Origin of the sequence: Streptomyces sp. NPDC005808, from assembly GCF_042871385.1 — a bacterium.
GTDB lineage: Bacteria > Actinomycetota > Actinomycetes > Streptomycetales > Streptomycetaceae > Streptomyces.
In genome coordinates, this window is sequence record NZ_JBIAIK010000002.1 from 103,062 (window position 1) to 122,122 (window position 19,061).

The 19,061-nt window shown below is 69.9% G+C and carries 20 protein-coding genes; 10 read left to right on the top strand and 10 right to left on the bottom strand.

Going from position 1 to position 19,061, the window contains the following annotated elements; all coding sequences use genetic code 11:
- The first annotated feature begins 98 nt into the window (after positions 1 to 98).
- The gene (gene gcl, locus ACFYPC_RS03990; RefSeq protein WP_388670339.1) at positions 99 to 1,883 is read left to right on the top strand and encodes a glyoxylate carboligase; all 1,785 of its coding nucleotides are present in this window, start codon (positions 99 to 101) and stop codon (positions 1,881 to 1,883) included.
- A gap of 136 nt (positions 1,884 to 2,019) precedes the next feature.
- Here the strand turns inward: gcl and ACFYPC_RS03995 are convergent, their stop codons facing one another.
- From ACFYPC_RS03995 to ACFYPC_RS04010, 4 genes are all read right to left on the bottom strand, one after another.
- The gene (locus tag ACFYPC_RS03995; RefSeq protein WP_388670342.1) at positions 2,020 to 2,589 is read right to left on the bottom strand and encodes a TIGR04222 domain-containing membrane protein; all 570 of its coding nucleotides are present in this window, start codon (positions 2,587 to 2,589) and stop codon (positions 2,020 to 2,022) included.
- A 171-nt stretch (positions 2,590 to 2,760) separates the two neighbouring features.
- On the bottom strand, positions 2,761 to 2,991 hold the full coding sequence (locus tag ACFYPC_RS04000) for a hypothetical protein (protein ID WP_388670345.1): 231 nt from the start codon (positions 2,989 to 2,991) through the stop codon (positions 2,761 to 2,763).
- A 597-nt stretch (positions 2,992 to 3,588) separates the two neighbouring features.
- A complete protein-coding gene (locus ACFYPC_RS04005; protein WP_388670348.1) occupies positions 3,589 to 4,479 on the bottom strand; it encodes a 2-hydroxy-3-oxopropionate reductase in 891 nt (296 codons plus the stop codon).
- A 44-nt stretch (positions 4,480 to 4,523) separates the two neighbouring features.
- Positions 4,524 to 5,363 carry a TIM barrel protein gene (locus tag ACFYPC_RS04010; RefSeq protein ID WP_388670351.1) on the bottom strand — a complete coding sequence of 280 codons (840 nt, stop codon included), beginning with the start codon at positions 5,361 to 5,363 and terminating at the stop codon, positions 4,524 to 4,526.
- 165 nt (positions 5,364 to 5,528) lie between these two features.
- On the opposite strand from ACFYPC_RS04010, the gene ACFYPC_RS04015 reads away from it, so the two are divergent.
- The 7 genes from ACFYPC_RS04015 to ACFYPC_RS04045 all read left to right on the top strand — a co-directional run bounded on the left by ACFYPC_RS04015 (position 5,529) and on the right by ACFYPC_RS04045 (position 11,417).
- The gene (locus ACFYPC_RS04015) at positions 5,529 to 5,780 is read left to right on the top strand and encodes a hypothetical protein (RefSeq protein WP_388670354.1); all 252 of its coding nucleotides are present in this window, start codon (positions 5,529 to 5,531) and stop codon (positions 5,778 to 5,780) included.
- Entirely contained in the window at positions 5,777 to 6,145 is a 369-nt protein-coding gene (locus ACFYPC_RS04020; protein WP_385735093.1) for a helix-turn-helix domain-containing protein, read from the top strand. The genes ACFYPC_RS04015 and ACFYPC_RS04020 overlap by 4 nt, the downstream gene beginning before the upstream one ends.
- 174 nt (positions 6,146 to 6,319) lie before the next feature.
- Complete coding sequence (gene uraD / locus ACFYPC_RS04025) at positions 6,320 to 6,838, top strand: 2-oxo-4-hydroxy-4-carboxy-5-ureidoimidazoline decarboxylase (protein WP_388670358.1); 519 nt, start codon at positions 6,320 to 6,322, stop codon at positions 6,836 to 6,838.
- Positions 6,835 to 7,233, top strand: coding sequence for a hydroxyisourate hydrolase (gene uraH / locus ACFYPC_RS04030; protein WP_388670361.1), 399 nt, complete (start codon positions 6,835 to 6,837; stop codon positions 7,231 to 7,233). Before uraD ends, uraH begins: the two co-directional genes overlap by 4 nt.
- Positions 7,234 to 7,238: 5 nt before the next feature.
- Complete coding sequence (pucL, locus tag ACFYPC_RS04035; protein ID WP_388670364.1) at positions 7,239 to 8,204, top strand: factor-independent urate hydroxylase; 966 nt, start codon at positions 7,239 to 7,241, stop codon at positions 8,202 to 8,204.
- A 131-nt stretch (positions 8,205 to 8,335) separates the two neighbouring features.
- Positions 8,336 to 9,724 (top strand): 8-oxoguanine deaminase, encoded by a 1,389-nt coding sequence (locus ACFYPC_RS04040; RefSeq protein WP_388670367.1) that lies wholly within the window; start codon positions 8,336 to 8,338, stop codon positions 9,722 to 9,724.
- Between the two features lie 319 nt (positions 9,725 to 10,043).
- The gene (locus tag ACFYPC_RS04045; protein WP_388671972.1) at positions 10,044 to 11,417 is read left to right on the top strand and encodes a nucleobase:cation symporter-2 family protein; all 1,374 of its coding nucleotides are present in this window, start codon (positions 10,044 to 10,046) and stop codon (positions 11,415 to 11,417) included.
- 108 nt (positions 11,418 to 11,525) lie between these two features.
- Here the strand turns inward: ACFYPC_RS04045 and ACFYPC_RS04050 are convergent, their stop codons facing one another.
- Positions 11,526 to 12,341, bottom strand: a complete 816-nt coding sequence (locus ACFYPC_RS04050) for a chitosanase (RefSeq protein WP_388670370.1) — start codon at positions 12,339 to 12,341, stop codon at positions 11,526 to 11,528.
- A 114-nt stretch (positions 12,342 to 12,455) separates the two neighbouring features.
- On the bottom strand, positions 12,456 to 13,946 hold the full coding sequence (locus ACFYPC_RS04055) for an MFS transporter (protein ID WP_388670373.1): 1,491 nt from the start codon (positions 13,944 to 13,946) through the stop codon (positions 12,456 to 12,458).
- Positions 13,947 to 14,012: 66 nt separating this feature from the next.
- On the opposite strand from ACFYPC_RS04055, the gene ACFYPC_RS04060 reads away from it, so the two are divergent.
- The gene (locus ACFYPC_RS04060) at positions 14,013 to 14,414 is read left to right on the top strand and encodes a winged helix-turn-helix transcriptional regulator (protein ID WP_388670376.1); all 402 of its coding nucleotides are present in this window, start codon (positions 14,013 to 14,015) and stop codon (positions 14,412 to 14,414) included.
- Between the two features lie 123 nt (positions 14,415 to 14,537).
- On the opposite strand, the gene ACFYPC_RS04065 is transcribed toward ACFYPC_RS04060, so the two are convergent.
- From ACFYPC_RS04065 to ACFYPC_RS04080, 4 genes are read right to left on the bottom strand one after another with little or no spacing between them, the layout of a single operon-like run.
- Positions 14,538 to 15,743, bottom strand: a complete 1,206-nt coding sequence (locus ACFYPC_RS04065) for an ABC transporter permease (protein ID WP_388670379.1) — start codon at positions 15,741 to 15,743, stop codon at positions 14,538 to 14,540.
- Positions 15,740 to 16,441, bottom strand: coding sequence for an ABC transporter ATP-binding protein (locus ACFYPC_RS04070; RefSeq protein ID WP_388670381.1), 702 nt, complete (start codon positions 16,439 to 16,441; stop codon positions 15,740 to 15,742). The genes ACFYPC_RS04065 and ACFYPC_RS04070 overlap by 4 nt, the downstream gene beginning before the upstream one ends.
- Positions 16,438 to 17,664, bottom strand: a complete 1,227-nt coding sequence (locus ACFYPC_RS04075) for an efflux RND transporter periplasmic adaptor subunit (RefSeq protein ID WP_388670383.1) — start codon at positions 17,662 to 17,664, stop codon at positions 16,438 to 16,440. Before ACFYPC_RS04075 ends, ACFYPC_RS04070 begins: the two co-directional genes overlap by 4 nt.
- Before the next feature lie 10 nt (positions 17,665 to 17,674).
- Positions 17,675 to 18,199, bottom strand: coding sequence for a hypothetical protein (locus ACFYPC_RS04080; RefSeq protein WP_388670386.1), 525 nt, complete (start codon positions 18,197 to 18,199; stop codon positions 17,675 to 17,677).
- 200 nt (positions 18,200 to 18,399) lie between these two features.
- Here ACFYPC_RS04080 and ACFYPC_RS04085 point away from each other — a divergent pair, with 200 nt between their 5' ends.
- Positions 18,400 to 19,056 (top strand): response regulator transcription factor, encoded by a 657-nt coding sequence (locus ACFYPC_RS04085; protein ID WP_388670389.1) that lies wholly within the window; start codon positions 18,400 to 18,402, stop codon positions 19,054 to 19,056.
- Positions 19,057 to 19,061 lie beyond the last annotated feature (5 nt).

A 19,061-nucleotide genomic window follows, 5' to 3' on the forward strand; every position in this document is an offset into this window, starting at 1 on the left:
TTCGGACAGGGAAGCCGCTGCGGAACCGCAAACGGAATCACCAGCTCTCCGCGGGCGCGACGGGGGCGAGAAACCGACAGCCGAAGCAGGAGTACTCCATGGCTCGTATGACCGCTGCCCGCGCGGCAGTCGAGATCCTCAAGCGCGAGGGCGTCAGCAACGCCTTCGGCGTCCCGGGCGCGGCGATCAACCCCTTCTACGCGGCCCTCAAGGCCGCCGGAGGGATCAACCACACCCTCGCCCGCCATGTCGAGGGTGCCTCACACATGGCGGAGGGCTACACCCGTACCCACCCGGGCAACATCGGCGTCTGCATCGGCACCTCGGGACCGGCAGGCACCGACATGATCACCGGGCTGTACTCCGCCACCGGCGACTCGATCCCAATTCTCTGCATCACCGGCCAGGCTCCGACCGCCGTGATCCACAAAGAGGACTTCCAGGCAGTCGACATCGCCTCCATCGCCAAGCCGGTGACGAAGATGGCGATCACCGTCCTCGAGCCGGCCCAGGTCCCCGGCGTCTTCCAGCAGGCCTTCCATCTCATGCGCTCGGGGCGTCCGGGCCCCGTCCTCATCGACCTGCCCATCGACGTCCAGCTCGCCGAGATCGAGTTCGACCCGGAGACGTACGAGCCGCTCCAGGCCTACAAGCCCGCTGCCACCCGAGCTCAGGTCGAGAAGGCGATCGCCCTCCTCAACGAGTCCGAGCGGCCGCTGATCGTCGCCGGCGGTGGTGTCATCAACGCCGACGCCGCCGAACTCCTCGTCGAGTTCGCCGAGTTGACGGGCACTCCGGTCGTGCCGACCCTGATGGGCTGGGGCATCCTGCCCGACGATCACGACCTGAACGCCGGCATGGTGGGCCTGCAGACCTCGCACCGCTACGGCAACGCCACCTTCCTGGAGTCCGACTTCGTCCTCGGCATCGGCAACCGCTGGGCCAACCGCCACACCGGCAAGCTGGACGTCTACACCGCGGGCCGCAAGTTCGTGCACGTGGACATCGAGCCCACCCAGATCGGCAAGATTTTCGCGCCGGACTACGGCATCGCCTCCGACGCCAAGGCCGCGCTGAAGCTGTTCGTCGAGGTCGCGCGCGAGCTCAAGGACGAGGGCAGGCTTCCCGACCGCAGCGAGTGGGCCGCCTCCACGCAGGAGAAGCGGGCAACTCTCCAACGCCGTACGCACTTCGACGACATCCCGATCAAGCCGCAGCGCGTCTACGAGGAGATGAACAAGGCCTTCGGCCCGGAGACCCGGTACGTCACCACCATCGGACTCTCGCAGATCGCCGGCGCCCAGATGCTGCACGTCTACCGGCCGCGCCACTGGATCAACTGCGGCCAGGCGGGCCCGCTCGGCTGGACCATCCCGGCCGCGCTCGGCGTCGCCAAGGCCGACCCTCAGGCGCAGGTCGTCGCGCTCTCCGGCGACTACGACTTCCAGTTCATGATCGAGGAACTGGCCGTCGGCGCCCAGCACAAGATCCCGTACGTCCATGTCCTCGTGAACAACGCCTACTTGGGGCTGATCCGGCAGGCGCAGATCGGTCTGGACATCAACTTCCAGGTCAACCTGGAGTTCGAGAACATCAATTCGCCGGAGCTGGGCGTCTACGGCGTCGACCACATCAAGGTCGTCGAGGGGCTCGGCTGCAAGGCGATCCGCGTCACCGACCCCAGCGAACTCGGCGCCGCCTTCGAAGAGGCCAAGAAGCTCGCCGCCGAGTTCCAGGTCCCCGTCGTCGTCGAGGCGATCCTGGAGCGCATCACCAACATCGCGATGAGCAAGACGAACGACATCAGCAACGTCGTCGAGTTCGAGGAGATCGCGACCGAGCCGGGCCACGCGCCCACCTCGATCAGGACGTTGAAGGTCTGACACGCGGGACACGGCAGGCCATACGTCCGGCAAGGGGCGGCTCACCGGGAAGGTGAGCCGCCCCTTCGCCGTCCGATGAACCCCTTAGCCAGCCGCGGATGCGCCCCTCAAGTCGTCCGTGGCGCCCCTTCGCCGTCTAGAAGCCCACCCCGGCCGCCCCGGACCCGCTACCGCCCGAACCTCGCGGCATCGGCACCGTGTCGGCCGCCCCGCCGCGCCCCAACAGCCCTGCGTCACGGGCGAAGCGCGGCGCCAGGACGGTGAGCGCCTCGTCGTCGTAGAGCGCGACGGCGAGCAGGACGTCGTCCGTGGAGAGCCCCTCCCGTTCGACAGGAACAGGCAGTTGGGTGCGCAGGTCGTCGAGGGTGTGTCGCGCGGCCCGCGTCCGCCCGCGCGGGAAACCGCGCAGCAGCCCCACCGCGATCAGCTCGGCGCGGAGCTCCGCCATCGGCTTCCGTACCCGCGGTTCCTTCAGCAAGTCCCGTATTCCCGCCGGGCGGCGGTAGAGGGAGGCGTGCACGGCCTTCTCCAGAGGATGCCCGGTGCGCGCGGCCAGTCCCGACGTCCGCATCGTGCCGGTCCGTGCGGCGCTCGCCACGCCCTGTAGATGCAGGGCGAGCGCGGCGACCTTCACCGCGGCGAGCGGCCCCCCGCGCAGCAGCGCGACGGCGTGTGGCTCAAGCTGAATCGTCGCAGCACTGTCCATGGTGTCTCCCCCCAGAGACGAGGCCCGCCGCCCCCGTGTCGGCGGGCCCCGTGTGCTGAGAATGTGCCCTTGCCCGGGGGGAGTTGAAGCCCTTGGGGCCGTGTTCAGAGGTTGATTTGAGGGTTCCGTACCCGGCGTACGCCCGCTGGCGTACCCACCGAAGAGCCGGCCTCACGGCTCGATGTGCTCCGACAGCCCCGGCCATTCGTCGGGGCCGCCGCCCTGCCAGTCGATGATGTCGCTCTCCTCGACCTCGACGGCATCGAGGTCGACCTCGGCCCGGCGCAGGATGTCGACGACGTCGTCGAGGTGGTAGGCGACACCGAGCGTCTCGTCCCCCGAGGTGACCCGGCGGGACCCGTCCAGACCCGGGGTGTGCACGACGATGCGGGTGTGGTCCATACGTCCAGGCTCCTGTGCGGCGGCGGAAACCGCACCCCGAGAACACGGCAGAGCGCCGGGTACGGGACCGTCCGTACCCGGCGCTCTGGTCCGGTGAACTGTGAAGTTGTGCCGTCCGACGGCGCGAGGCTGGGCGCGACAGGACATTCGCGCCGCCGGACGGAGCCGGTGGGTGTGCCACAGGGACGTGCCGCACTGCTGGGACTCGGTGAGCGTGCCGTACGACTCGGTGCGGATCGTGCCGTACGGCTGGGACCGCGGCGGGTGCGATGGAGCCGGGGCCGCCTTCCCTCACGTCGGGAAGGGGGCCCCGGGACCTTTACCACCGCACTGGCTCGCACACCGCCGCGGTCCTCGGCCTGCCCGCCGCCGACCGTGTGACCACCCCTGATCCGGGTCCACGGCCGTGGCGGGCGTGCGCCCCGGATCAGACCTCCCGTCGGATCCCGGACGCAGCCCTTGAGTTGAGCGCCGGATCGGGCGTCAACGGTTCATTGAAGTTCTGAGTGTGTATCCGGGCCACGGTGGCGCATGGGCGCGACAGGACAGGTGTCAGCGCCGCCGTGGCCCGGAAGTTTCGAGGACGTCGGCAGGGGGTCAGATCTGTGCGCCGGAGAGGCGCTCCACCGCCCGCAGCAGGGCCGAGTGGTCCAGGCCCCCGTCGCCCTGTGTGCGCAGGCTGGCGACGAGCTGGGCCACCACCGCGCCGACCGGAAGGGCCGCGCCGACGTTGCGGGCGGCGTCGGTGACGATGCCCATGTCCTTGTGATGCAGGTCGATGCGGAAGCCCGGCTTGAAGTCGCGGTTGAGGAAGTTGTCCTTCTTCCGCGTCAGCACGGTCGAGCCCGCGAGCCCGCCGTTGAGGACGTCGAGGGCGGCCTTCAGGTCCACGCCCGACTTCTCCAGGAAGACCACGGCCTCGGCGCACGCCTGGATGTTCACGGCGACGATCAGCTGGTTGGCGGCCTTCACGGTCTGGCCCGAGCCGTGCGGACCGCACAGCACGATGGTCTTGCCCAGGGCCTCGAAGATCGGCTCGGCCTCGTCGAAGTCGGCCTGCTCGCCGCCGACCATGATGGACAGGACGGCCTCGATCGCACCGGCCTCACCGCCGGACACGGGCGCGTCGAGCACGCGGATGCCCTTCTCACCGGCCGCCTTCGCCAGGTCCACGGAGGTCTGCGGGGTGATGGAGGACATGTCGATCAGGAGAGCGCCGGACCGCGCGTTCTCCAGGATGCCGTCGGGCCCGTACGCGATGGCCTCGACGTGCGGGGACGCGGGCACCATGGTGATCACCACGTCGGCGTCCCGCACGGCCTCGGCGATCGAGCCCGCCGCCGTACCGCCGGCGCCGGCCAGCCGCTCCAGCTTGTCCTGCTCCAGGGTGAAGCCGGTGACGTCGTATCCGGCCTTGATCAGGTTCTCGGACATGGGGGAGCCCATGATGCCGAGACCGACCCAGCCGACCTTGGGGAGATTGCTCATGAGGGTGCCTCTCTGACTGCTGCGATACGTCGGTGAGTTGCCGCTCAGCGGGCGGCTCGGGCCGCCGCGGGCAGCCACGCGAAGGACTCGGCGCTCGGCCGGTCGCCGGACTTGTACTCCAGGCCGACCCAGCCCTCGTAGCCGGCCTTGCTCAGCTGGTCGAGGAGGTCCTCCAGCGGGAGCGAGCCGGTGCCCGGCGCGCCGCGGCCCGGGTTGTCGGCGATCTGGACATGGCCGGTCTTGGCCGCGTACTGCTCGATGACCGAGGGCAGGTCCTCGCCGTTCATGGACAGGTGGTAGAGATCCATGAGGAACTTGGCGTTGCCGAGGCCGGTGGCCTCGTTGACCTTGTCGACGACCTCGATGGCGGCCGGGGCGGACACCAGCGGGTAGAGCGGCGACTCGGGCTGGTTGAGGGCCTCGACCAGCAGGATCGCACCGATGCGGTTGGCCGCGCGGGCGGCAAGGACCAGGTTCTCCAGGGCGAGTTCGTCCTGCTCGGCCGGGTCCACGCCCTCGACGCGGTTGCCGTACAGCGCGTTGAGCGCCCGGCATCCGAGCGACTCGGCGAAGTCCGCGGCCACGTCGATGTTGGCGTGGAACCGCACGGACTCCTCGCCGGGGATCGACAGGGCGCCGCGGTCCGGGCCCGGCAGTTGTCCGGCGTAGAAGTTCAGGCCCGTGAGCTGGACGCCCGCGTCCTCGATCGCCTGCTTCAGCGCGTCGAGTTCGGACTGCTCGGGGGTGGGGGAGTCGACCCAGGGCCACCACAGCTCGACCGCCGTGAAGCCCGCCGCGGCCGCGGCCGCGGGGCGCTCCAGGAGCGGGAGTTCAGTGAAGAGGATCGACAGGTTGACGTTGAAGCGCTGGTCTGCGAATCCCATGGGGGTCGGCGCTCCCTTCCGTATCAGCGGGTCGGTGTGCTGGCGGTTCTGGCTGATTCCGTATTGCGGAAGTTCGTTTCTGCTTAATGGAAGATTGCCGCCGTGTGTCGGGGGTTGTCAAGAGGGGGCTGCCGGAAAATCGACACCGCGCAGTAGGTTGAGCGCGTGCGATTGAGAGTGGAGTTCACGACCGAGCCCTTCGACCTCGACGAGGCACCGCCGCACGCGCTGGTCGCCCGTGAGGTCATCGAGGCCGCCGAGCTGGACGCGGTGGATGTCGGCCCGTTCGGCAACACCGCGGAGGGTGGTGCGGACGCGGTGCTCGGTGCGGTCGACGCGCTGCTGCGCAAGGCTCTGGCGGCGGGCGCCACCCGGGTCTCGTTGCAGGTCAACGTGGTCGAGGAGGGGGATAAGTGACCGGTTTCGGAGACGACCCCTTCGTCTCGGCCGTCAAGCCGCTCGTCGACGCCATGGGGGGTGAGATGCTGCCGGCGGACCAGGCCGGCCCCGATGACGTCGTGCTGTCCTGGGAGGGCGCGGACGTCGTCGCCGTACGTCTGCCCCAGCTCGCCGACTCCCTCGACCACATCCTGGCCGCCCTGGAGCGCAAGCGGGGCAAGCCGCTGGCCGACCTCGACCGCAAGGCCAAGCAGGAGGTCGTACGGATACTGGAGGCGCGCGGCGCCTTCTCCGTGCGGCACGGCGTGGAGACGGTGGCGAGCGCCCTCGGGGTGAGCCGCTTCACCGTCTACAACTATCTGAACCGCGAGAAGGACTCCTGACCTGGGGAGATTCCATCGGGCTCGCTGAAGGTGGGCCGGTTGCTACCCGCCGCCGTCCGGACGACCCGGGCGGCGGTTTTTGTTACCCGAAGTTTTCAACAAAGTGTTGACGTGATGTTTTCGAGGGCGTTAGCTAGCCGCAGCCAGTCCAGCAACAAGGCCACGGAGGCTCCCGTGACTTCGAGTTCCTCGACACCGGGCCTGACCCGGTTCAACGCCCTTGAGGAGCACGCGGCAGCCGCCGCCCTCCACGAGGCGTGCGCCTCATCCGCGTGGGGCAGCGGTCTGCTCGCCTGCCGCCCCTTCGCAAGCCTCGCCGACCTCCTCGCCGCCAGCGACGACGTCATGGCCGAGCTGACCACCGCGGACCTGGCGGAGGCGATGGCCGGGCATCCGCCCATCGGCCGGCCGAAGCCCGGGGACCCGACCTCCTCCCGGGAGCAGCGCGGCATGGCCGGCGCGTCCGAGGAGCTCAAGGAGGAGATGCTCGAACTGAACCTGGCTTACCAGGAGAGGTTCGGCCACGTCTTCCTGATCTGCGCCACCGGCAGGACCGGCGAGCAGATGCGCGACGCGGTCAAGGAACGGATCGGCAACGCGCCGGGCCAGGAGCGCGAGATCGTCCGCGCCGAACTCGGCAAGATCAACCGCATCCGTCTGGCCAACCTCGTACAGCAGGAAGATGACGTATGAGCACCGACAGCACAGCCTCCGTGTCCACGCACATCCTGGACACCAGCGTCGGGCGCCCCGCCGGGGGTGTCGCGGTTCAGCTCGCGGCCCGCGCCGGGCGTGACGCGGACTGGCAGGCACTCGGCGGTTCCGCGACCGACGCGGACGGCCGGTGCAAGGACCTTCCGGCGCTGCCGGAGGGGACGACCCACGTACGGCTCGACTTCGCGGTCGAGGAGTACCAAGAGAAGAAGCAAGCCGATGCGCAGCAGGACGCCCCCGCGAATCGGGACAGCGGCGCGACCGGAGTGTTCTTCCCCGAGGTGACGATCACCTTCGCCGTCAGGCCGGGCGAGCACTACCACGTACCGCTGCTGCTCAACCCGTTCGGCTACTCCGTTTACCGAGGGAGCTAGCAGACATGACCGACAATGCCCGTCCTGGCCGTCCTGCCCGTCCTGCCCGTCCTGTGGTCCTGGGGCAGAACCAGTACGGCAAGGCCGAGAACCGCGTCGTCAAGATCACGCGGGACGGCGGCACCCATCACATCAAGGACCTGAACGTGTCGGTCGCCCTGAGCGGCGACATGGAAGAGGTCCACTACTCGGGATCCAACGCCAACGTCCTGCCGACGGACACCACCAAGAACACGGTGTACGCCTTCGCCAAGGAGCACGGCATCGAGTCCGCCGAGCAGTTCGGCATCCACCTCGCCCGGCACTTCGTGACCAGCCAGGAGCCGATCAGGACGGCGCGCATCCGGATCGAGGAGTACTCGTGGGAGCGCATCGAGACCTCGGACGCCAACTCGGAGTTCACCGGCGCCGACGAGGCCAAGCACTCCTTCGTGCGCAAGGGCCAGGAGACCCGGGTCAGCCAGATCACCTATGACGGTTCGTCATGGGAGGTCGTCTCGGGGCTGAAGGACCTCGTCGTGATGAACTCGACGAACTCCGAGTTCTGGGGCTACGTCAAGGACAGGTACACGACGCTGCCCGAGGCGTACGACCGCATCCTGGCCACCCAGGTCTCCGCCCGCTGGCGCTTCAACTGGTCGGCCGACGACCAGCAGATGCCCAACTGGGAGAAGTCCTACGACCAGGTCAGGAAGCACATGCTCCAGGCCTTCGCGGAGACGTACTCGCTGTCGCTGCAGCAGAGCCTGTACCAAATGGGTTCGCGGATCATCGACAACCGCAGCGAGATCGACGAGGTCCGCTTCTCGCTCCCGAACAAGCATCACTTCCTGGTGGACCTGAAGCCGTTCGGGCTTGAGAACGACAACGAGGTCTACTTCGCGGCGGACCGCCCGTACGGGCTCATCGAGGCCACCGTGCTGCGCGACGGCGTCGAGCCGCGGATCCCGGTGGACCTCACCAATCTCTGACCCCTGCCCGGTGCCCCCGTCCGGCCGGCCGGGGGCACCCCCTCCTTCGGCACCCGTGGCATCCCCGCCGCGGCACTCAAACCTCCTAGGGTCCTGCCGTGCCCACCTCCGGATACGAAGAAGGACGCACCATGGCAGCATCGGCGGAAGTCCAGCGGATCGTCATCGAGAACTGTGCGATCGCGACGGTTGACGCGGGTGACACCGAGTACGCGTCGGGCCACGTCGTCGTCGCGGGCAACCGCATCGAGTCCCTCGGCGCGGGCAGGGCCCCTCAGGGCCTGGAGAACGTCGTACGCCGCATCGACGGCACCGGCCACCTGGTGACCCCCGGCCTGGTCAACACGCACCACCACTTCTATCAGTGGATCACCCGGGGCCTGGCCACCGACCACAACCTCTTCAACTGGCTCGTCGCGCTCTACCCGACCTGGGCGCGCATCGACGAGCAGATGACGTACGCGGCGGCGCAGGGCTCCCTCGCCATGATGGCCCGCGGCGGTGTCACCACCGCCATGGACCATCACTACGTCTTCCCCAAGGGCTCCGGCGACCTGTCCGGCTCGATCATCCGGGCCGCGCGCGAGACGGGCGTCCGCTTCACCCTTGCCCGCGGCTCCATGGACCGCAGCGAGAAGGACGGCGGGTTGCCGCCGGACTTCGCCGTCGAGACCCTCGAAGGAGCCCTCGCCGCGACCGAGGCGACGGTCGACGAGCACCATGACGCCTCCTTCGGCGCGATGACCCAGGTGGCCGTCGCGCCCTGCTCGCCGTTCTCCGTGTCCACTGAACTCATGCGGCAGGGCGCCGAGTTGGCGCGCCGCAAGGGCGTACGGCTGCACACGCACGGTTCGGAGACCGTGGAGGAGGAGCAGTTCTGCAAGGAGCTGTTCGGCATGGGTCCGACCGAGTACTTCGAGTCGACGGGCTGGCTCGGCGAGGACGTGTGGATGGCGCACTGCGTCCACATGAACGACTCCGACATCGCTGCCTTCGCCCGTACGAAGACGGGTGTGGCCCACTGCCCGTCCTCCAACGCCCGGCTGGCGGCCGGGATCGCGCGCGTCCCCGACATGCTGGCGGCCGGCGTCCCGGTCGGCCTCGGCGTCGACGGCACCGCTTCGAACGAGTCCGGCGAACTGCACACCGAACTGCGCAACGCGCTCCTCATCAACCGCCTCGGCGCACACCGCGAGGCCGCCCTCAACGCCCGTCAGGCGCTGCGCCTCGGCACCTTCGGCGGCGCCCAAGTCCTGGGCAGGGCCGCGGAGATCGGTTCCCTGGAGCCCGGCAAGCTCGCCGACCTCGTGCTGTGGAAGCTGGACACCCTGGCCCACGCCTCGATCGCCGACCCGGTGACCGCGCTGGTCTTCGGCGCGGCGGCCCCGGTCACGCTCTCGCTCGTCAACGGCCGGCCGGTCGTCGAGGACAGCCGGCTTCTGCACGTCGACGAGGACGCCATCGCCCGCTCCACGCGGGACCAGGCACAGCGCCTCGCCCGAATCGCCGCGCAGGCCTGAACAGTTGAAGATCTCCGGCCGAGGGGGACGGCCCCCGGCCGGTAGCCGTGGACCCGAGCGGGGTCCATGGCGGCCGTGTCCGGGGCGTGCATGGAAGTGCGCGCCCCGGAGCGGTCTCCGTTTCCCCCTAACGGTCTCCGTTCCTCCCGAACGGTGTCTGTTCTCCCTCCGTTCCTCCCGAACGGTCTCCGTCAGCCGGTCCCGCACGACCGCGCATCACCTCCCTGAACACCGCGTCAACGCCGACGTGTAACCGACCGGAGGAGCCGCCGTGGCCGCCCAGCAGCCCGAGCACCGCACCGATGCACAACCAACTCACCTGCCCAAACACCCGGTTGACGAGAAACTGCCGCCGCTGAAGATGGCGACCAGCGGCCTCCAGCACGTCGCCGCCATGTACGCCGGGGTCGTCGCGCCGCCCCTGATCGTCGGCGCCGCCGTCGGTCTGAGCGCCACCGAGCTGACCTTCCTCACCGGCGCCTGCCTGTTCACCGCGGGCCTCGCCACCTTCCTCCAGACGATCGGCATCTGGAAGATCGGCGCCAGGCTGCCGTTCGTCAACGGCGTCACCTTCGCGGGTGTCGCCCCGATGACCGCGGTCGTCGCCTCCACCGAGGACAGGAGCGACGCGCTGCCGATCATCTTCGGCGCGGTCATCGTCGCGGGTGTCCTCGGCTTCATGGCCGCCCCCTTCTTCAGCAAGGCGGTTCGCTTCTTCCCGCCCGTCGTCACCGGCACCGTCATCACGCTCATCGGCGTCTCGCTGCTGCCGGTCGCCTTCGGCTGGGCCCAGGGGCCCGACCCGGCGGCCGGCGACTACGGTTCGACGACCTACCTGGGCCTGGCCGGAGCCACGCTCCTCATCGTGCTGCTGCTGCGCCGCTTCACACGCGGCTTCGTGAAGCAGATCGCCGTACTGCTCGGCCTCGTGATCGGCACGCTCGTCGCGATCCCCTTCGGCGTCACGGACTTCGGGCCGGTGACCGACGCGGACATCGTCGGCTTCCCTGTCCCTTTCCACTTCGGCGCACCGCAGTTCCAGGTCGCCGCGATCCTCTCGATGTGCGTGGTGATGGTGGTCTCGATGACCGAATCGACCGCGGACATGCTGGCGTTGGGCGAGATCGTCGAGCGCCCGGCAGACGAGCGGACCATCGCGGCCGGCCTGCGCGCCGACACCCTCGGCTCCGCGATCAGCCCGCTCTTCAACGGGTTCATGTGCAGCGCCTTCGCGCAGAACATCGGCCTGGTCGCGATGACCAGGATCCGCAGCCGGTACGTCGTCGCCACCGGCGGCGGTTTCCTCGTGCTCATGGGCCTGTGCCCGATGGCCGCATCGCTGATCGCCGTCGTACCGCGTCCCGTTCTAGGCGGGGCGGGCGTCGTTCTCTTCGGCTCGGTCGCGGCCAGCGGCATCCAGACCCTCGTCCGAGCGGGACTTGAGAAGGACAACAACGTCCTGATCGTCGCCGTGTCACTGGCCGTCGGCATCATTCCGATCACCGCGCCCGAGTTCTACCACGCCTTCCCGGAGACGGCGAAGATCGTCCTGGACTCGGGGATATCGACGGGGTGTGTGGCCGCCGTGGTCCTCAACCTCGTCTTCAACCACCTGGGCAAGGGGCAGGACGCGGACGACGTGACCCATCCCATGGAGGCGGGCGACGATCTCAAGGCGGTCCCGGCCCACTGACGCCTCACGCAGGGCGCACTGAGGCCCCGGGCATACGGAGGGCGCGGCACCCCGAGGTGTCGCGCCCTCCGCCGTACCTTCGGTCAGGTCAGTCCGCCTTCGGTCAGGTCAACCGATGTGGAAGCTGTCGCCGTACACCTTCCAGTCCAGCGGCGGACTCAGGTTCAGGTTCCGCTGCTGGACGAAGACCCGCTGGGCGGTGTCGACCCGGCTGGTGTCCGAGTGCGCCTCCTCCTGCTTCATCGCCCAGACGCGCGCGTCGAGGAACGCGTTCAGGTACGTCACCTCGTCGCCTCCCTGGGCCGGCGGCTTGGCCTTCGCCAGAGCGCGCCGCCGGATGCTGCTGAAGCTGGTGCTGTCGCCGCCGTCGCCGTGCATCACGATGGCGTCGTAGTACGTGAACTGGCCGAGGACGCCGATCCCGTCGGTCTTGCCCTGCCGGACGGCCGGGTCGAAGTAGACGCGGTCGCGCTCGTCGTTCTGGGCCTGCTGGAACGCCGAGTCCTGGGCGGCCCTGGCCCAGTCGCCCGGGAACCCGGGGTCCAGGCCCTGGTGCGAGTCGGTGCCGTCCACGGTGCGCAGGGCGGGCAGGTACTTGGCGAGTACGTTGCCGGGCTTGCGCTGCGCGTAAAGCTCCACGAGGTCGAGCATGTCGCCGGTGCCGGAGCAGAAGCCGATGATCCCGGCCGTGTAGCCGCGCCCGTCGCCGATGTCCTCGATGTACTTGTACTGCGCCTTCCAGTCCAGCGAGGAGTTCTCCGCGCTGGACACCAGCTTCATGGCGATCTCCTTCTTCGCCGGGTCGTCCAGACCGATCGCCGCCGCGCTCGCGGACGGGGCCGCGATGACAGGACCTGCCACCAGGGAAGCTCCGATCAGAGCGAGCAGGGTGCGGCGTGACGTGCGTACGTGGGGGGTGTGCACGGTACCTCCGAGGGGGAGAATGACGTTTCCGCGTACTGTTAGGAAAGTTTCCTACCAGAGATTGCGGTTGACGTATACCCGTCAGGAAGAGATGGGGATCCGCCGCTGTCTCAGTCAGGCGCGGGTGGTGACACCGACCTTTGGCGTGCCTTCCTCCGCGGCGGAGAGACGTCCCGGACGCAGGAGCACCGCCGCCAGCGCCAGCGCGGTCGCGGTGATCCCCATGGCGACCGTGAACGCCAGCCGGTAGCCGTCCGCCGTCGCTGCGACGAGCCGATCACCCTCCCCGAGCAGCCGTTCCGTGCGGCTCGCCGCCAGGGTTGTGAGGACCGCAAGGCCCAGTGAACCGCCCACCACCTGGGTGGTGTTGAAGAGTCCGGAGGCCAGTCCCGCGTCCTCCTCGCGGGCGCCCGACATGGCGAGTCCGGTGACCGCGGGCATCGCGGCGGCGAAGCCGGCGGCGAGGAGGAGCAGCGGAGGCAGCACGTCGGCGAGATACGTGCCGTCGGCCGGCGCCCGGCTGAGCAGCGCCATGCCCGCCGTGATGAGGACGAGCCCGGCGAGCAGCACCCCGTACCGGCCGAAGCGGGCGATCGTGCGCGCCGACAGGGTCAGCATCAGTACCCCGATCGTGATCGGCGCGGGCAGGAACGCCGTGCCGGTGAGCAACTCGCTGTAGCCCAGCACGCGTTGCAGATAGAGCGCGCCGATGAACTGGAAGCCGTACATCCCCGCGATCAGCAGGATCTGGACGCCGTTCGCACCCGTGAGGGCGCGGGAGCGGAAGAGCCGCAGCCGCAGCAGCGGGCGGGCCGCCCATGCCTGCCGCACGGTGAAGCCGGCGAAGAGGGCGAGCGACACGGCGGCGAAGGTGAGTGTGGTGCCCAGTGTGCGATCGCCGGCGCCGACGATCGCGTACACCGTCAGCATCAGTGCTCCCGTGACCAGTGCCGCTCCGGGATAGTCGGCGCCCTTGCCGAGGCCGGCTCCCTGCCCGGGGGCGAGGATTCGGAGGGCCGCGAGCAGTGCCACGACGCCGATCGGCAGGTTGATCAGGAAGATCCAGTGCCAGCCGACCGCCTGTGTCAGCGCCCCGCCGAGGAAGGTGCCGAGCGCCCCGCCCGCCGCGCCGACCGCGCTGAACACCGCGATGGCGCGGGCCCGTTCGCTCGGCTCGGGGAAGAGGGCGACCAGCATGCCGAGGACGACCGCCGAGGTCATCGCCCCGCCGACGCCCTGCACCGCGCGGGCCGCGACCAGCATGCCCTGGCTGGTGGCGACCCCGCACAGGACGGACGCCGCGGTGAACACGGCGAGCCCGGCGACGAACATCCGCCTGGGGCCCACCAGATCGCCGAGCCGCCCCACGAGCAGCAGCAGCCCGCCGAAGGGAATCAGATACGCGTTCACGACCCAGGCGAGCCCCGGGCCCGAGAAGCCGAGGTCGCTCTGGATCGCGGGCATCGCGACCGTGACGATGTTTCCGTCCAGGATGGTCATCAGCGTGCCCGCGCACAGCACGACCAGTGCGGCCCAGCGGGAGTACGTTCGTGGTGCCGGTGACACGGTTCGGAACTGCATGGCGATGACCTCGGCGTTCTCCATAGGTGCACGACTTGTAACGGGGTACATCGTGAGTGACCATGGAGACCGGCAGAAGGAGGCACTTCGATGTCCCAGGGGAACACCGGTGTTACCGCGCAGGCAGTGCACGCGCAGGCCTGTCCCGTCCGCGAAGTTCTTGACAGGGTCGCCGGAAAATGGAGCGTCCTGATCATCGTGGCCGCCGCGCACGGTCCGATCCGGTTCACCGAACTGGAGCGCAGCGTCGAGGGCATCAGCCGCCGCATGCTCTCCCTCACCCTGCGCAACCTTGAGCGCGACGGACTCGTCACCCGCACCGTCCATCCGACGGTGCCACCGAAGGTTGAGTACGAACTCACCCCCGTGGCCCACGAGTTGTACGAGACACTGCTGTCCCTCACCGACTGGGCCGAGCGGCACCGCGGCACGATCGCCGAATCACGCGCGGCCTACGACGCCCAACACCGGCCGGAGCTGCTGGACGCGTAGGCCGCGTTCGTGCGGTGCCGTGAGGTTCGCGATGCGCAGGGTTCCCCTTCACGGAGTCGCGAGGTTTGAGCTATGACCGTGGTGCGAGCTCCGCGGCATCACGGTGTCGCGAGATTCGCGTTGTCATGGAGTCGCGAGCGCCTCCGTCGGGGACAGGCGCGACGCCCGGATCGCCGGGTAGAGGCCGGCCAGGCCGCCGATCACCAGGGTGGCCGCGATACCACCGGCCAGCGCCCACGCCGGTACGGCGGTCGGCCAGCCCTGGTAGAGGGCGTACCCGGCGGTGACGGTCAGGCCCAGCAGGGCGCCCGCCGCGCCGCCGAGGGCGGACAGCAGCAGGGACTCCGCCAGGAACTGCGTACGGATCTGCCGCCGCGTCGCGCCGAGCGAGCGGCGCAGCCCGATCTCAGCCCGGCGCTCAAGGACCGAGATGACCATCGTGTTCGCCACCCCCACCCCGCCGACGAGCAGGGCGACCGCGCCGAGCCCGAGCAGCAGCCCGGTGAACGCCTCGCCCGCGGCCTGCTTGGCGGCGAGCGCGTCCGAGGGCCGGGAGACCTCGACCTCGCTCGGCGCCTCCGGGTTGGCGGTGGCACCCAGTACCTCGCGGACCCTCGGCACGGAGGTGTCGGCCGAGCGGGTGTAGACCGTGGTGGCATGCCCGTCGAACCCCAGCTCCGACTCGGCCACGGGCCAGCCGACCAGTGTCGCCGTGTCCAACTCCGGTGTCAGCTCGGATGGTTGGAGAATCCCGACCACCGTGAACCAGGTGCCGCCGACCAGCAGCTGGGTGTCCGGACTCGCGCGCCCGATCCCGAGCCGCTGGGCGGCCGTCGCACCGAGCACCGCCGCCGGGTAGCTGCCCGTGCCCCCGTTCAGCCAGGTTCCGCTCGCCAACTCGGCGCCGACCGTGGCCCGTAGAGACGTGCGGGCCGCGTACACCGCGATGCCGTTCGTCTGGGCCTCGGGAATCCGGTCGGTGCGGTAGACCTTTGCGTCCTCGGCCCGGCCGACCGCCGACACGGAATCCACGCCGTCGATGCGGGACACCATGTCCTCGGCGGTGGAGGGGAGTTCGGCGTCCCCGCCGGTCAGGGTGGAGCCCGGTGACACCGTGAGCAGATTGGTGCCGAGGGCTGCCAGCGCACGGTCGAGGTCGGCTCGGGACGAGGACGAGATGCCGACGACGGCGACCATCGCCGCGATGCCGATCGCGATGCCGAGCGCCGAGAGGAAGGCCCGCAGCGGCCGGGTGCGCAGACCGACGGCGCCGACTCTGACGATGTCGGCGGGGCCGAGGTGGGCGGGGCGCAGGAGATCGATGGTCATCGGACCGCCTCCGGTGTCCTGTCCCGTCCACCCTGCTCCGTCGTGTCCTCGACCACCCGGCCGTCCCGCATCCGCACCCGCCGTGGCAGTGAGTCGGCGATCTCCCGGTCATGGGTGATGATCACGACCGTGGTGCCGGTGCCGTGCAGTTCGCGCAGCAGCCGCATCACACCCAGGCCCGACACGGAGTCCAGCGCCCCCGTCGGCTCGTCGGCGAGCAGCAGCGGCGGGTCCCCGGCGACCGCGCGGGCCACGGCGACCCGTTGGCGCTCGCCGCCTGACAACTCCTGCGGCTCATGGTGCATTCGGTGCCCCAGGCCCACCCGGCGCAGCGCCTGCGCCGCGCGACGGCGGCGCTCGGCCGGCCGCAGCCCGGAGTAGAGCAGACCGTCGGCCACGTTCTCCAACGCCGTTGTCCCGCCCGCCAGATGGAACCGCTGAAAGACGAAGCCGATCCGGCGCGCCCGCAGCGCCGACAGCCGCGCGTCCGACAGTGCGCCCGCGTCGTGGCCCTCGACCCGCACCCTGCCCGACGAGGGCCGGTCGAGCGTGCCCAGCATGTGCAGCATGGTCGACTTCCCGGAGCCCGACGGGCCCACGATGGCGACGAGTTCACCGCGCGCGATCGTCAGGGACACCCCGGCCAGCGCGGTGACGCCGCCCGGGTAGACCTTGGTGACATCGGTCAGGGAGATCATGCGGGCATCCCCACTTTCGTACCCTCGGTGATGCCCTCGCCGGTGATCTCCACCCGCCCGTTCGCGAACAGCCCCGTCTCGACAGCGACATACGCCGTGGTCGACCCCCGTACGACCTCGACGCCGAAACCGCCCTCCGCAAGCACTACGAGCGCGGCGATCGGAACGGTGAGGACGTCCTTGCGCTCGCCGGCCGTGAAGAAGACGTCGACGGCGGCCAGTACATAGGACGCGGCCGCTTTCTGCGCCTCGGCGCCGTCCAGCGCGACGGTCACCTTCACCTGGGTCGTCGGGTCCTGCTGCCCGCCGTCGCCGGGATCGATCTCGGTGGAGACGTCCTCGATCCGGCCCTCGACGCTCGTGCCGTCCGGCAGCCCAACGGCAACCTTCGTGCCCTTCTTCGCCAACCGCTGGTCGGCGGTGTCGAGTTCGAGTGTGACGACCTGGGCGGTACCGGTGTACGACAGGACCTTCTGGCCGGGGCCCGTGGCGGCGCCCTCCTCGGCGTCCACCGAGTCCACCCGTACGGCGGCCGGCGCGAACACCACCCGGCCCAGCTCGACGGCCCCGGACTCGTCCAGGCCCCGGTCCTCCTGCCACTCCCGCACCGCGTCGGCGGTGGCGTCGGTGTACTCGTCGTCGACCGTGAAGCCCGAGTAGCCGAGCGCGTCGAGGTTCCGCTCCAGCGCCTCGACGTCCGCGCCCTCGACGCCGGCCTTCAGGTCGCGGTACGCGGGAGTCCCGTCGTACATCAGGGTTACGGGCTTGTCGTCGACCTCGTACAAGGTCCCGCCGCGGGTGATCTTCTCGCCGGCGTCCGGGAGTTCGGTGACGGTGCCGGGGACCCGGCCGGTCGCGCCGGTTGCGGTTCCGTAGCCGAGTTCGCCGTCCTCGGACTGGCTGTCCTTGAGGGTCTGGCGGGTCACCTCGGCGGTGGCCGGGGGGAGTTGCGTGGCGGACGCGGCGGCGGATCCGTCGCGTCCTGCCAGACCGATACCGGCGGTGGCCGCTCCGCCGACCGCGGCGATGACGCCCACGGCGATGACGGCAGTGCGACGGCGGTGCTTGCGGCGCCGGGGACGATTCGGCTCGGCCGGTTCCGAGGGGGAGGACAGGGTCTCGGGTTGGTCGGTCTCGGGCCGGGGTTCGAAGTGCGCCTGCTCGGAGCGGACTCCGCTCGGCGTTTCGGAAGGGGTGCGCTCGGGGGAGGTGTCGTCGGGCACGACCGCCGCCTCATTCATCGCCGGCCTTGTCGTGGGAGGGACCTTCGCCGCCGTCGGGGGCGTACTTGTCGCATGTCTTCTGGGCCTTCGCGAAGTCGGGGTCCTCGGCGACGTCCTGGTTGATCTGAAGGCCCGCACTGCCGGGCTCGGGGTCGGGGAAGTCCTCCACCCCGTTGTCGCGCATGCACTGGGCGAGCTTGCGTATCCGCTCCTCCGCCTCGGGGTCGGCACTGGCGTCCCCGTTCTGCATGGGGTCGTACTTGCGGCAGGCCTCCATCGCCGCGTCGACCTCACCCTTGGGCAGCTGGCCGGTGATCCGGAGACCCTTGCCGGGTTCCGGGTCCTCCACATCCACGCCGTGCTCGCGCAGACACTGCGCGAACTTCACCCCTTGGTCCTCCTGCGCGCTCTTGCTCGCTGCCGCACCGGTCTCCACCGTGTCGCCGCCGGCACCACATCCCGAAAGGGACAGAGCAAGCGCCAGGGCGAGTGCCGGCGGGAGGGCGGCGAGTGTGCCGTGGGTCCGCTTCCGCATCGCGTCGTCTCCTCGTGTCGGGACCGGAGGAACTCTCCGGCCACTCGCCAGGAGGGAACAGGACCGGCTGTTTCTCCAGCGTTTCCACGGCACTTGAGTGCCCGAGGACGCGGCCTGCGGACGATCACTAACAGAAAGGAAACGCGGCTCCCGGCACCCTTGCTCTGCGGAGCGCTCCGTCCAGAGAGAGGTGTGACCGGATGCGGGTACTGGTGGTCGAGGACGAAGCGATGCTCGCCGACGCGATCGCGGAGTGGCTGCGCGGCCATGCGCACGCGGTCGACATCGCGTATGACGGAGCGGCGGCACTGGAGCGTGCGACGGTCGTCGACTACGACGTGCTCGTCCTCGACCGCGATCTGCCGCTCGTGCACGGCGACGACGTGTGCCGGGAACTGGTCGCGTCCGAGTCGAGCGCGCGGGTGCTGATGCTCACGGCGGCCGCCGAGGTCACCGACCGCGTCTTCGGCCTCGGCCTGGGCGCCGACGACTACCTCGTCAAACCCTTCGCCTTCCCCGAACTCACTGCCCGCGTCCTGGCGTTGGGGCGGCGAGCGCGTCCCGCCGCGCCCCCTGTGCTGCGGCGTGCGGGGCTCACCCTGGACCCGGCCCGGGGCGAGGTGTTCCGGGGCAACCGTTACGTCCCCCTGTCGAAGAAGGAGTTCGCCGTGCTGGCCGAGCTGCTGCGCGCCGAGGGGGCCGCGGTCTCCGCCGAGCAGCTCCTGGAGAAGGCGTGGGACGAACACGCCGACCCGTTCACCGGGGCTGTCCGTCTCGCCGTCCTCAAGCTGCGCCGCAAGCTCGGAGACCCGGCGGTCGTGGAGACCGTCACCGGTGTCGGGTACCGGATCCAGTGAGCGTT